At 36.8% G+C, this 13,561-nt stretch carries 9 protein-coding genes; 6 read left to right on the top strand and 3 right to left on the bottom strand.

The window, feature by feature from the left end; genetic code table 11:
* Positions 1–24 precede the first annotated feature (24 nt).
* The gene (locus QRE67_RS02840; RefSeq protein WP_286123453.1) at positions 25–1,005 is read right to left on the bottom strand and encodes a metal-dependent hydrolase; all 981 of its coding nucleotides are present in this window, start codon (positions 1,003–1,005) and stop codon (positions 25–27) included.
* A 150-nt stretch (positions 1,006–1,155) separates the two neighbouring features.
* Between QRE67_RS02840 and mutY the strand changes: the two genes are divergently transcribed.
* Both mutY and QRE67_RS02850 read left to right on the top strand, forming a co-directional pair.
* The gene (mutY, locus tag QRE67_RS02845) at positions 1,156–2,250 is read left to right on the top strand and encodes an A/G-specific adenine glycosylase (protein WP_286123454.1); all 1,095 of its coding nucleotides are present in this window, start codon (positions 1,156–1,158) and stop codon (positions 2,248–2,250) included.
* Positions 2,251–2,365: 115 nt separating this feature from the next.
* Positions 2,366–7,621 carry a lamin tail domain-containing protein gene (locus QRE67_RS02850; protein WP_286123455.1) on the top strand — a complete coding sequence of 1,752 codons (5,256 nt, stop codon included), beginning with the start codon at positions 2,366–2,368 and terminating at the stop codon, positions 7,619–7,621.
* 139 nt (positions 7,622–7,760) lie between these two features.
* Here the strand turns inward: QRE67_RS02850 and yfhS are convergent, their stop codons facing one another.
* The gene (yfhS, locus tag QRE67_RS02855) at positions 7,761–7,985 is read right to left on the bottom strand and encodes a mother cell protein YfhS (protein ID WP_286123456.1); all 225 of its coding nucleotides are present in this window, start codon (positions 7,983–7,985) and stop codon (positions 7,761–7,763) included.
* Positions 7,986–8,109: 124 nt separating this feature from the next.
* Between yfhS and QRE67_RS02860 the strand changes: the two genes are divergently transcribed.
* From QRE67_RS02860 to QRE67_RS02875, 4 genes are all read left to right on the top strand, one after another.
* Positions 8,110–8,415: a gamma-type small acid-soluble spore protein gene (locus QRE67_RS02860; protein WP_286123457.1), complete on the top strand. Its 306-nt coding sequence runs from the start codon at positions 8,110–8,112 to the stop codon at positions 8,413–8,415.
* A gap of 387 nt (positions 8,416–8,802) precedes the next feature.
* The gene (locus tag QRE67_RS02865) at positions 8,803–9,057 is read left to right on the top strand and encodes a YgaB family protein (RefSeq protein ID WP_286123458.1); all 255 of its coding nucleotides are present in this window, start codon (positions 8,803–8,805) and stop codon (positions 9,055–9,057) included.
* Between the two features lie 261 nt (positions 9,058–9,318).
* Positions 9,319–9,849 carry a nucleoside tri-diphosphate phosphatase gene (gene ntdP / locus QRE67_RS02870; RefSeq protein WP_286123459.1) on the top strand — a complete coding sequence of 177 codons (531 nt, stop codon included), beginning with the start codon at positions 9,319–9,321 and terminating at the stop codon, positions 9,847–9,849.
* A gap of 374 nt (positions 9,850–10,223) precedes the next feature.
* Positions 10,224–11,984, top strand: coding sequence for an ABC transporter ATP-binding protein (locus QRE67_RS02875; protein ID WP_286123460.1), 1,761 nt, complete (start codon positions 10,224–10,226; stop codon positions 11,982–11,984).
* A gap of 11 nt (positions 11,985–11,995) precedes the next feature.
* Here QRE67_RS02875 and QRE67_RS02880 read toward each other — a convergent pair whose 3' ends face one another.
* Entirely contained in the window at positions 11,996–13,084 is a 1,089-nt protein-coding gene (locus tag QRE67_RS02880) for an aromatic acid exporter family protein (RefSeq protein ID WP_286123461.1), read from the bottom strand.
* Between the last annotated feature and the right edge of the window lie 477 nt (positions 13,085–13,561).

Below are 13,561 nucleotides of genomic sequence, written 5' to 3' on the forward strand. Positions count from 1 at the left end.
GCGACCATAATGGGTCGCTTTTCTTTAATGAGGAATCAATTCCAATTTTTTACGTAGCTTTTCTTCACTAAAAATCCAGCCTGTATAGGAACTAATGATATTTAAGTTTTGATCAAGTTGGACGATTGCGACAAATGGATAATAATCTTTACTCCGGTAGCGGAGATCAATGAAACGAACTTCATAATAATCGTCATAGTCGAAAATATCCCAGCGATATACGGGTGAAAAAGATAAAAAGGCAGAAATGTTTTCATCTTTTTGCGCCGCCCGAATGATCTCATTATCTGGAAGTGGAATGCGTTCAAATTTGTCGTGGACCATAATATTTCCGCGGTGCCAACGAGCCACATAATAGTGTTTTTTTGTTACAATTGCTAAATGATAGTGATAGAAGCGGTAAGAAGGAGAAATAATGACTTCTTCTACATCTTCAAATCGTTTGTAAACAACACTTTTTACATTTTGTCTCATCATAACCCGGCCAATGTAGTAGACAAACATTAATATATACGCAGCTAAAGCGGTATATCCTTTATGAGAGCCGACAAGAATGCAGGCGATAGCGAGCATATGGATAAAGAAAATCACGGCATCGAATGTATTAATTACACCTAATGCAACCCACTTTTTTGTAAACGGCCGCAATGCCTGTGTACCATAAGCATTAAAAATATCAACAAACACATGAAGAAAGATCGCAATAAATGACCAAAGTAGAAGATGAAGATAAGGTGCCTCTCGGAAGAATACAAATGCAATTCCGCTGATAAGGAAGGACCAAAGCATAACAGCAGGAAGTGAATGGGTAATCCCGCGGTGATTGCGTATATATTTTGCGTTATTACGCAGTTTTAAGACAGTATCAATATCAGGAATATTAGAGCCAGCAATCGTTGCAAGCATGACTGCTTGCGGTCCAAAATCACTTTGACTAATAGCTGGATCTAATGTTGCTAAACCACCTAATGTTACGCCCATAACAAGGTGAGTGGCTGTGTCCATGAACAAACACCTCCGTTTTTTTATTAATGTAACTCTTTTTATTCGATATCACAAGGCTTTTGCCTGCTATTTCTTACACCATCTTACTTAAATTTTTTCCTAAAATCTTTATAATAGTACTTATATGCAAAAAAATGAGGGGGATCAAGTTTGACACTTGAAATATTAGACGATTTTAACATAGAGCAGTTTCAGCATGATTTAATTAGTTGGTTTGAAAAAGAACAGCGTGACTTACCATGGCGTAAAAATAAAGACCCGTATCGCGTTTGGGTTTCTGAAATTATGTTGCAGCAAACACGGGTGGAAGCGGTAAAACCATATTACGCAAATTTTATGGGAAAGTTCCCAACGCTAGAAGCATTGGCAGATGCTGATGATGAAGAAGTGTTAAAAGCATGGGAAGGTCTTGGCTATTATTCTAGAGCACGAAATTTACATGCAGCAGTAAAAGAAGTAAAAGAAGAATATGGCGGAAAAGTGCCAAGTGACGTGAAAAAAATTGAAAAATTAAAAGGTGTTGGACCGTATACAAAAGGTGCGATTTTAAGTATTGCATATGGGATACCAGAGCCAGCTGTAGACGGAAATGTAATGCGTGTTTTATCACGTATTTTATCAATTTGGGACGATATCGCGAAACCAAAAACACGAAAAATATTTGAAGATATTGTACGTGAAATCATTTCAAAGGATAATCCATCTTATTTTAACCAAGGTTTAATGGAGTTAGGCGCACTTATTTGTATTCCGAAAAGCCCAGCTTGTTTGCTTTGTCCGGTTCGTGAGCATTGCCGCGGACATGCAGAGGGTGTGCAAAAAGAATTGCCGGTTAAAAGTAAGGCGAAAGCACCGAAAATGGTGCCGCTTGTTGCAGGTGTGTTGCAAACCAAAGATGGAAGTTATGTAATTAACAAAAGACCGAGTACAGGCTTACTTGCGAACATGTGGGAATTTCCTAATGTTGAAATCAGCGAAGGAATCCGAAATCATAAACAACAGCTTACTGATTATATGAAAGAGAATTTTTCTCTTGCCGTTTCAATTGATGAATACGCAATGAATGTACAGCATACGTTTACACACCGTACGTGGGATGTTTTTGTATTTTATGGAAAGGTAAAAGATCCTATTGTGGAAACCGATACATTAAAAGTTGTATCCCCAGAAGCATTTGAACAATTACCATTTTCAAAATCACATCGAACGATTTATGAAGAATGCGTTAAAAAACTCCAGTCTTAATGACTGGAGTTTTTTCGACATAAACATAACAATTTCTTACAAAAATTTCATATTCTCTTAACAAACGACAAATAAAATGAAAGTTGTAATGGGAATTTTCAAAGGGGGATAGGACATGTTTAAAAAAGCAATTCGTTCAGCTATTGTAGCAACTTTTTTACTCCAAACGTTAGCTGGACCGGCTCACATTACTTTTGCAGAGGAGAAGGAGCAACATCAATCAGTTCTCATTTCAGAAGTTCATTATACGGATGAGTTCCGCTATATTGAGTTGTATAATTCATCAACTAAAGTATTAGATATGAGCAAGGTTCAACTGAAAGTAAATGGAAAAGAGCTAACGTTTAAAAATGAAAAGGAAAAACAATCTTTGCAGCCAAAAGAAACGAAGTTAATTTTACTTGGAAATAAAACAGTTAATGAGGTAAATGAGCATTATAAGACAGGAATGAAAGAAGACCAAGTATTATTTGCTTCCGATGACATAAGTGACGAACAAATCAAGGTGGAAGTAACAGATGAGCAAAATAAAACAGTAGATGTTCTTGAGGCACGTAAAACGAATACTGATCGTTCGATCCATTCTTTTTGGAATGATACAAACAAAGAAACAAGAAATGAAATGCCATCACCTGGAACTTATACGATAGTACCATCACAGGAAAATGAAAAAACAACTACAGAGTCCACAAAAAAGGAATCCACACAACCAGAATCCAAGGAAAATACAGAGAAGCAACCCGTTAGAGCAGATCAAAATAAAGATGAAAAGCCACATCAAGAAACATCACATGTACCAAAAACAAAAGTAAATGCACGAGAAGATTTACCGATCGAATTTCAGCTAGCAAACACATATGATGATGCGAAAGTAAATATTGTGTATCAAAGCGCTTCACAGTTGTTAGTAAAGAAACAGGAAATGAAAAAAGGCGAGAACAACCTGTATTCTACCGTTGTTCCAAAACTAGATATTTGGTCCGATACGTTTACATATTGGTTTGAAATTGAAGAAAATGGAAAAGTCACTGTATTTCCAGAAAAGGAACGATATGCAAGTACTATTCAGCATCAAGCAGAAGATTATACAAGGAATAGGACGGTTATGATTACTGAATTAATGCCTGATACGATAAATGTAAATGGGAAAGATGGATATGAATTTATAGAGATATACAACAATTCAAGTGAAGCAATACAATTAAAAGATTATAAGCTTATTTATAAGTATTCGGAAAATGGAAGCGAAGATTGGAATTTTACAGAAAATACGACGATTCCATCGAAAGGAACGGTAGTATTTTGGATTAAAAACGGAGAGAATACAGCATTATCAAAGCAAGACTTTATTCAAGCTTATGGTGGAAATATAAAAGAAGAACAGGTGATTCAAATTGAAACGGATGGAATGTCTAATAGCGGCGGAAGAACCATTCAATTTGCTGATCAGTATGGAACTGTTTTATCGTCTGTCACATATGAGAAAGCAGATGTAAAAGCTGGTCAAAGTGTCGCTTACGCATATGGACCTGGACAAGTAGAAATGTATAAAGTGGGTTTATTTGAAAAAGGAACACCTGGATTACAAGAGCCATTTCAAGTACCGCTAGAGCCAGTAAAGCAACCGGAACAAGATGAAATTACGATTGAGCATACAGCACCGGGTACTCATACAGAGAAAGAGGATCTCACTATTACAGCAACCATTAAGGGTGGAGAAAATGTTCAAAATGTAGCTGTCTTGTATACGCAAGATGGGAAACTAGCATATAAAAAAATTCAGATGAATAAAGAAGGAAATGGAGATGTTTATAAGGCGACGATTCCAGCGAAAGAGTTATGGGGCAACTCGTTATTTTATAAAATTGTCGTGCAAGGTAATCAACAAACAATTGAAAAGTCTTATGAAACAAAAATTGAGCATGCAAAAATAGACTCGCAAAGCATACCACCATTTTTAATTACCGAAGTGACTCCAGATACGACGAATGTTGGGAAAGCAGATGGATATGAATTTATTGAAGTGTATAACAATAGCAATCAAGATATTAATTTTAAGGATTATACGATTCGATATCGTTATCCAGCTGAAGGGCCAGAAGGAGATTTGATTTGGGGTTCTACTCCAGATGATGTTGTAATTCCATCAGGACAATCCCTCGTATTTTGGATTATAACCGGTGAAAACAATGAGAAAACCGTAGCTGATTTTAATAAACAATTTGGCGCGAACTTAATAGAAAATAAAAATATCGTTAGAATATACTCAAATGGAATGGCAAATGGAAGTTCCCGTGGCATTATTGTAGCAACGAAGACAGGAAAAGAAATTGCCGCTGCGTACTACAATGATGAGGCAAACCCAGCGGATGTGAAAGCGAATAAGGGAATTCTATATCGATATCCACAAGATGGCTCACAGATGATGCAAAAAGTTAGTGGTACAGAGCATAACGCATCACCCGGAACTGTTTTAGAAGGACAAGTTCCAGCTGAACGAGTTGCGTTGAAAGAGGATACGATTGCACCGACGATTTCACATAAAGCGGTAACAGAGCCGATCGCTGAATTTCAAGATCATAAATTGACCTTCGGCGTTCTTGATAACGAACAAGTTAAAGCCGTAAAGTTGTATTACAAGACGAATCTAAATGAAGAATATAAAGCTGAAAGTTTAGTAGAAAATCGCGTGGATAAAAAATATCATTATACCATTTACTCACCTGAATTAATTGGAAAAGAAAATATAACATATTACGTGGAAGCTTCTGATGGCATCAATGTAGTGAAAAGTGATACGTATACCGTTCAAATTGCTGGAGAGAAAGATAAAGGGCCACTTCGTTTAAATGTAAAAGATGATGAAGTACTGGCAAATCAAGCTTTATTAAAAGGAACTTCTTCATCAGTCAGCCCAGAACAAGTTTCTCTTTCGGTGGACGGGAAAAAAGTAGAGACGAATACGTATCGTGCTTTAGAAAAACCTGCTTATTTTGCTTTTGATGTAAAGCAGACAGATTTATATTTTAAAAATGCAGTAACGATTGGAAACGAAGTATTGCGTGTATTTGATGATACATATCGTGATTACGTTACATTAACTGTAAAAATTGATCAATCAAAAATTAAATATAATGAACCATTTAAAATCGATATTCGGTCTGGAACGAAAAGTTCCCCGTTTGATGATCGAGTAGAAGAGAATAAAGATGATTTTTATGTGAAGAATGTTCGTCTTGTGTTAGCAGATGGCACGACATTATATGATCCGAATTTTGCAAATCCAAATCAAGAATTATCAGTTGGAGATGGTGAAACATCAACACCAGTGTTTACATTTGGTTTCCAAGTTCCAGAAGACAAATTTATTTCAAATGCGTATTTATGGGATACAAAACAAGTAAAGGATGGAAAGCATCAAATTGCAGTGCAAGATGGTGTGAATAAAGAAGTCGTTGCAAATGTAAAGGTGGATAATACGCCACCACAACTTTCTACGACTGTACAAAATGGAAAAAAATATAAAGGGAAAATTCCAATCGATGTAACAGCTACGGATGACATAGCAGGAGTGAAAAATAAAAAAGTTATATTGGACGGGAAAGAAATTGTAACTCCTTATGAAACATCATCTGGACAATTAGACGCAGGTAAGCATGAGTTACATGTAGAAGCAGAGGACCAAGTGGGAAATCGGCAAGAAAAAACAATTGTATTTGAGACGTGGGCAGAAGATCCAACAGATCCAACTCCAATCGCTCCAAAAGATGAGGAAGAAAATGTGAGTACAAATGCTACGCTTGAGGCAAAAGTAACCGATCCGACGAACGATGCAATGAAAGCAACATTCTATAAAGGGTATACTTACAAGCCAAATCAAACGGACCGTATGAAAATTACAGAAAACGCTATAGAACACGAACCACCGCAAGCTTTTGAAGTAAGTGGAGAGAAGACTTTTAATCAGGATCAATTAAGTAAAATCAGTAAAAAAGATGGGGAATATTATACAACAGAATCGATAGAGAAGTTTCCATATCATCGTTTTGATGTGACAGTTGCCGATGATGTAAAGAATGATGATAAAGTAGAAGTGAAGTGGTATGGTCATTCTTTAGAAGGAAGAAAAGTAACGATGTATGCTTGGAATTATACGAACAATAAGTGGACGGAACTTACATCTAAAATCGCTGGCGATAAAGACTTTGAATTAAAAGGTGCTGCCGTAGCGAAAGAATATGTGAAGGATAAGAAAGTAAGTGTAATCGTACAAGACCAAATTCCAAGTTCACCAGATAAATTCGATTATACATTTGTATGGATGTCAGATACGCAGTATTATGCTGAAAGCTACCCGCACATTTATAAAAGTCAGGTAGATTGGATTGCAGCGCAAAAAAAACCATTGAATATTCAATATGTATTCCATACAGGTGATCTTGTGGATAAATCCTATCAAGAATTCCAATGGCAGCGTGCAGATGAATATATGAAAGTGCTTGAGAATGCAAATGTACCGTATGGTGTATTAGCTGGAAATCATGATGTAAACCATAAAGATGAAGATTACACAGCATACTCGAAATATTTTGGAGACTGGCGTTTTAAAGATAAGTCATATTACGGTGAAAGTTATAAGGATAATCGTGGTCATTATGATTTGATTTCAGCAAAAGGTAATGACTTTATTATGATATATATGGGATGGGGCGTTACAGATGAAGATATTCAATGGGTGAAGGACGTATTGCAGAAATATCCAAATCGAAAAGCGATTTTATCATTCCATGAATATTTACTTGTATCTGGTAATCGGAGCCCAATCGGTGACAAAATTTTTAATGAAGTAGTTAAGCCGAATAAGAATATTTTAGCGGTATTAAGTGGGCATTATCATGACAGTGAAACGTTAGTTGATGAAATTGATGACAATGGAGATGGCGTAGCAGATCGTAAAGTATATCAAATGCTGGCAGATTATCAAGGTGGTCCAGAGGGTGGACAAGGTTATATGCGCCTTTTACAATTTGATACAACGGCAAACAAGATGTATGTTAAAACATACTCTCCTTATTTAAATGAATACAATTTCTATAAACCAGAAGAACACCCAGGGAAAGATGAATTTGAACTTGATGTCGATCTAAAACCTGCAGTAAAACAAGTTGTAACGGATTACGTGGAAGTAAATGTATATACAGATGAAGTGATTGGTAAAGATGACTTTGTTGCAAACTGGCGTAATGCAAAAGTAAAATGGCAGAACTTAAAGGAAAATACGACGTATCATTGGTATATAAAAGCGGAGGATCGTTATGGCGGTCAAGTGACTTCACCAGTTTGGTCCTTCACAACAGGAAAGAAAATATGAAGATGGAACGTGTTCCCCAATTAGGGAACACGTTTTTTCAGTACTGCAATAGAAGTCCTCTTCCTCAAGCACGTGCAGGGCAGCACAGGTGGTAGGGAGGGGATGAATGTGTGCATAGCACGAAGTTTCTATTTCTTTTTTATTCGTAAGAAATTTTCGTACCATGCGCCCAATCAGCTTCGTTTCTTTGAAGACTGCCTCGTGATTCAATTTCTTTTATAATTTCTTTGTAGATGGTTTGGCCTTCAACGTTTAAATAAGGCATGATTTGCTGTAAGGAATGATGAAAGTAAGCTAATTCATCTTTGTCCCACTTTTCTTTTGAAATCATAGATAGTTCTGTCATATCTCGTCCAACGTACATGGTCACACCTCCATCATCTGTAGTTTGAATGAGCTGTTAGAGATATATGCGCTAATTTAAAAATATTTTTACGGATATCTTTTTGCAAGATTGGTTACATTATTTGTTGTGGAGGTGAGAAAAGATGAACAACAAAAAACAAGGCTACAATAAAACAACTTCTGGTGCTAGCATTCAAAGTGCGAAACAACAAAACGCTAGCTATGGTACAGAGTTTGCAACTGAAACGAATGTGCACCAAGTAAAACAACAAAATGCACAAGCTGAAGCGAAAAAATCACAAGCTTCTGGTGCTAGTCTTCAAAGTGCACAACAACAAAATGCTAGCTATGGTACAGAGTTTGCAACTGAAACAAACGTGCACCAAGTAAAACAACAAAATGCACAATCAGCAGCGAAAAAATCACAAGCTTCTAGTAATAATCAGTAACAAAGAAAAACGCTCCTCGGCTCAAGAGGAGTGTTTTCTTTGTTATGCTTCAATGGGATTTTTACCTGCTTGGAATGAATGAGAAAAGTAGAGAACAACAGGGAAGGAGTATTACTTCTAGAATTTTTGAGAGGCGACATAACTTCTAATAAGTCAACAAATGTAGTCAAAGGAGAAGTAAGGGGAATATCCGAAATTATGTAATAGAGGATGTTCAAAAAGTCCGGTAAAGATAGCAGTCGCATTTCTTCGTTACGTCGCCACTTGGGTACTCATGTAGTTCCATCTACACTCCGTATCCTCCTGGCTTTCGTTCCTCGAACTGCTTGGATCTTTTTATCCTCCTTTTTGAACACGTGCTAATAGATATATTAAAGGGGGTAAACGATGAATTCATTTGATAAGTTGGTAGGAGAGCAGTTGCAAACAATGGACGAATTGTTGAAGTTACAAGCACATTTAGAGAAGTATCAACAGATAGAAGCAAGTAAACAAGAAGAGCAGGATAAGAAAGATTTGCATTTTATTCGCCAAGAAATACATAAAACAGAGCAGGCTTTAAAGCTGTTACATGAAAGATTTGAACAGCAAACAAATGAAGTAATTCATTCTTTTGAAACTGAAAAAGTGATTTCGAACTAAGAGGCGATGTTATATATCGGCTCTTTAGTTGTGAATGCTCCCCCTTTAACACTCTAACAAGCTGTTGAAGGGGAAAATTTTTGTCATTGAGCTATGCCTGCACATGCTTGAGAAAAGAGGATTCCATCGGTTTAGTTTTAAAATTTTGACAAAAACGTTATAATAGAAAGAAAGTGAATTCGGCTCAATGCGTTTTTAAAAAGGGCTATAATAGATAGGACAGCTTTAGAAGAGAGTTCACAGTGAAAGAAGGGAGCATGTATGGGATTTCCAAAAGAAGGAGAAAAAGTACAAATACATAGTTATAAACATAATGGCTCCATTCATAGAATGTGGGAAGAGACTACGATTTTAAAAGGGACACAAAGTCTTGTAATTGGTGCAAATGATCGAACTATCGTAACGGAATCAGATGGTCGAACATGGATTACTCGTGAGCCTGCCATCTGTTATTTTCATGCGAACTATTGGTTTAATGTCATCGGGATGTTAAGACAAGAGGGTGTATACTATTATTGTAATTTAAGCTCTCCATTTGCATATGACTCTGAAGCGTTAAAGTATATTGACTATGATTTGGACATTAAAGTATATCCAGATATGACATATACACTTTTAGATGAAGATGAGTATGAGAAGCATAGCCAGCTTATGAATTACCCTGCTGTAATTGATCCGATTCTAAAGCGAAATGTAGCGTGCTTAACACAGTGGATTCATCAAAGAAAAGGACCGTTTGCACCAGATTTTGTTGACATGTGGTATGAACGGTATTTAATGTATAGGGATTAGAACAGACCTGCAGGGAAATTCCCGCAGGTTTATCCTATTAAAGAGGAAGTTCAAAAAGTCCGGTAAAGATAGCAGTCGCATTTCTTCGTTGCATCGCCAGTCCGGTACTCATGTAGTGTTAGCTACACTCCGTATCCTCCTGGCTTCTGCGCCTCGAACTGCTCGGCTCTCTTTATCCTCCTTTTTGAACAGGTATTTTTAGAGGAAGTTCAAAAAGTCCGGTAAAGATAGCAGTCGCATTTCTTCGCCTGCGTCGCCAGTCCGGTACTCATGTAGTGTCAGCTACACTCCGTATCCTCCTGGCTTCTGCGCCTCGAACTGCTCGGCTCTCTCTTTATCCTCCTTTTTGAACACGCACTTAAAGGGGGGACTGTATGGAAGGTATAAAACGATATTTGCAATTTGTGAGGCCATACCGGTGGCTCATTGCAATCACAATTATTATTGGGTTGATTAAGTTTGGTATTCCGCTTATTATGCCATGGTTATTAAAATACATTATTGATGATGTAATTCAAGGAGGGGGGTCTCTTCAAGAAAAAACATCGCAATTAGTAACGGCAATTGGAATTGCCTTTTTTATTTTTGCAGTACTTAGACCGCCAGTTGAATATTATCGTCAATATTTTGCACAACGTATCGGGAATACCGTGCTATACGATTTACGGAAATATATTTTTGGTCATTTGCAAAAGTTAAGTTTACGCTATTATTCGAATACAAAAACAGGTGAAATTATTTCGCGTGTGATTCATGATGTAGAACAGACAAAGGATTTTGTTATTACGGGACTCATGAATGTCTGGTTGGATACAGCAACTATCTTTATTGCAATTGCAGTTATGTTTTCGATGAACATAAAGCTAACGCTTGTTGCGTTATTAATTTTGCCAATCTATGTCGTAGCAGTGAAATATTTTTTCGGACGCCTTCGAAAATTAACGAAAGAGCGTTCGCAAGCATTGGCAGCGATGCAAGGTTATTTACATGAACGTATTCAAGGGATGCAGGTGACGCGTAGTTTTGCATTAGAAGAATATGAAAAAGGACAGTTTGAAGAGAAAAATAATGATTTTTTAACGAAAGCATTAACACATACAAGTTGGACGGCGCGAACATTTTCTACAGTCAATACATTAACGGATTTAGGTCCGCTCCTTGTCATTGCATTTGCAGCATATGAGGTTATTCAAGGCTCCATAACACTTGGAACGATGGTTGCTTTTGTTGGATATATGGATAGTTTATATAGCCCATTGCGTCGCCTTGTGAATTCTTCTACGACATTGACACAGTCATTTGCTTCAATGGATAGAGTTTTTGAATTACTAGACGAAAAATATGATATTGTGAATACTCCAAATGCAATAGAGCAAAAAAAGTTACAGGGTGAAATTGTCTTTGATCAAGTTTCTTTTCGTTATAATGCGGATGAGCAAGATGTATTACATCACCTTTCTTTTTCAATTGAGCCAGGAGAGAAAGTTGCACTCGTTGGAGCAAGCGGTGGAGGAAAATCATCACTTGCTAGTTTGATTCCGCGCTTTTATGATGTTTCAAGCGGTGCAATTTATGTAGATGGTATTGATGTGAGAGATTATGATGTAAGAAATTTACGTAGTCATATAGGCATTGTGTTACAAGATAATATTTTGTTTAGTGATACAATTCAAGCTAATATTTTATATGGGAATCCGAAAGCTACAGAGGAAGAGGTAATTGCTGCAGTCAAAGCAGCACAAATCCATGATTTTATTACGAGTTTGCCAGAAGGCTATGATACAGTCGTTGGAGAACGAGGTGTGAAATTGTCTGGCGGACAAAGACAGCGCGTAGCGATTGCACGTGTGTTCTTGAAAAACCCATCCTTGCTTATATTAGATGAGGCAACGTCGGCTTTAGACTTGGAGAATGAACGACATATTCAAGAAGCTTTGCAAACATTAGCTTTTGATCGTACGACGATTATTATTGCTCATAGATTAGCTACGATTACGCATGTAGATACAATCATTTATATAGAAGATGGTGCAATTAAAGAAAAGGGATCTCATGAGCAATTAATGCAAAAACGAGGGTTTTATTATAATTTATATCAAATTCAACATATAACAGAAACAGCCCCTTCATCGTGAAAGGGCTGTTTTTATTCATCTTCTTTTTTTTCTTCAATTCGTAGTTCATCTTTTGGACTGTGGTAGGTATAAAAGCTATCTACAAGTAAATCTAAATGTTCCACTTCTTCACTATAGTTAATAATAGATGAAATAAGAGGAAAGAGGTGTAACCATATGGTATATGATTCTTCATCATCCTTGTTTTGATAGTCCATAAATATATCAATAAGTTCTTGTTTGCCAGTCTCTATTTCATCAAGCATTTCAATAGATTGTTGTTTTTTCGCCTTACCAATAAATTTTAATAAGACTTGTTCATGATAATGCGTTAATGAATCAAGTTCGTTCTGAATGGATTCTTGAAATGATTCTGGCATATATCGTAATTCGTTTTCAGTGCGATGTAATGCCTTTAACAGGCTTAAAGCACGACTTGTTGTAGCTAACATTTGTCTAAATAAGACGAGTTTACGAATTTTTGCAAATTGCACTTTCTTCGTATAACTTCTTTCTTCTTTATAAAGTAAGTAGTAATGATTTAATTTAATCATTTTTTCTTTCATACGATCGATATCTGTTTTTAGCGTTGTAAAATCAGAAGCTTGCCTGCTGTTCATACGAATCCATTTCACAATTTCTTCTGTATTATCGACAATGCGATGATACAGCTTTGTTTCGTATTTCGGTGGCATAAAGACTAAGTTTACAAGTGAAGCTGCAATAATTCCGGTCATAATGGTTGCGAAGCGGAGTAAAGCGAAATCAAAGAAATCATTTCCTTGATATTCCATAATCGCAATGACCGTTACTAAAGCAATTGATATTGTGTTCTCTAAACGTAATTGTAGTGTGAGAGCAATAACTAATATACAAGTTAATCCAATAATAAAAGGATTGTTTCCAAAAGCAAATGCAAAAGCAATAGCGAATACAGCACCGATTACATTCGCTTGAATTTGTTCCAGTGCTGTCAAATATGAGCGGTATACAGAGGGCTGTACAGCAAAAATTGCTGAAATTCCCGCAAATACTGGACTCGGCAGGTGGAGCAAGATACAAGCAAATAAAGCTAATGTAATGGCAATACCGGTTTTTAAAATGCGAGCACCAAGTTTCATACCCTTTTTAATATCCTTTCTCTTGTCATAATGAATGTACAACATGATACTATACATTCATTATAATATGTTAGCAAGTGATATTTTAGTGGATGTTCAAAAAGTCCGGTAAAGAGAGCTGTCGCATTTCTTCGTTGCGTCGCCAGTCCGGTAAAGAGAGTTTTCGCATTTCTTCGTTGCATTACCAGTCCGGTACTCATGTAGTTCCAGCTACACTCCGTATCCTCCTGGTTTCTGCGCCTCGAACTGTTCGGCTCTCTTTATCCTCCTTTTTGAACACGTATTTTTAGTGGATGTTCAAAAAGTCCGGTAAAGAGAGCTGTCGCATTTCTTCGTTGCGTCGCCAGTCCGGTACTCATGTAGTGTCACCTACACTCCGTGTCCTCCTGGCTTTCGCGCCTCGAACTGCTCGGCTCTCTTTATCCTCCTTTTTGAACACGTATTTTTAGTGAAAAAACCTGCTGAATTTCAGCAGGC

The organism is Bacillus sp. DX3.1, assembly GCF_030292155.1.
Taxonomy (GTDB): Bacteria; Bacillota; Bacilli; order Bacillales; family Bacillaceae_G; genus Bacillus_A.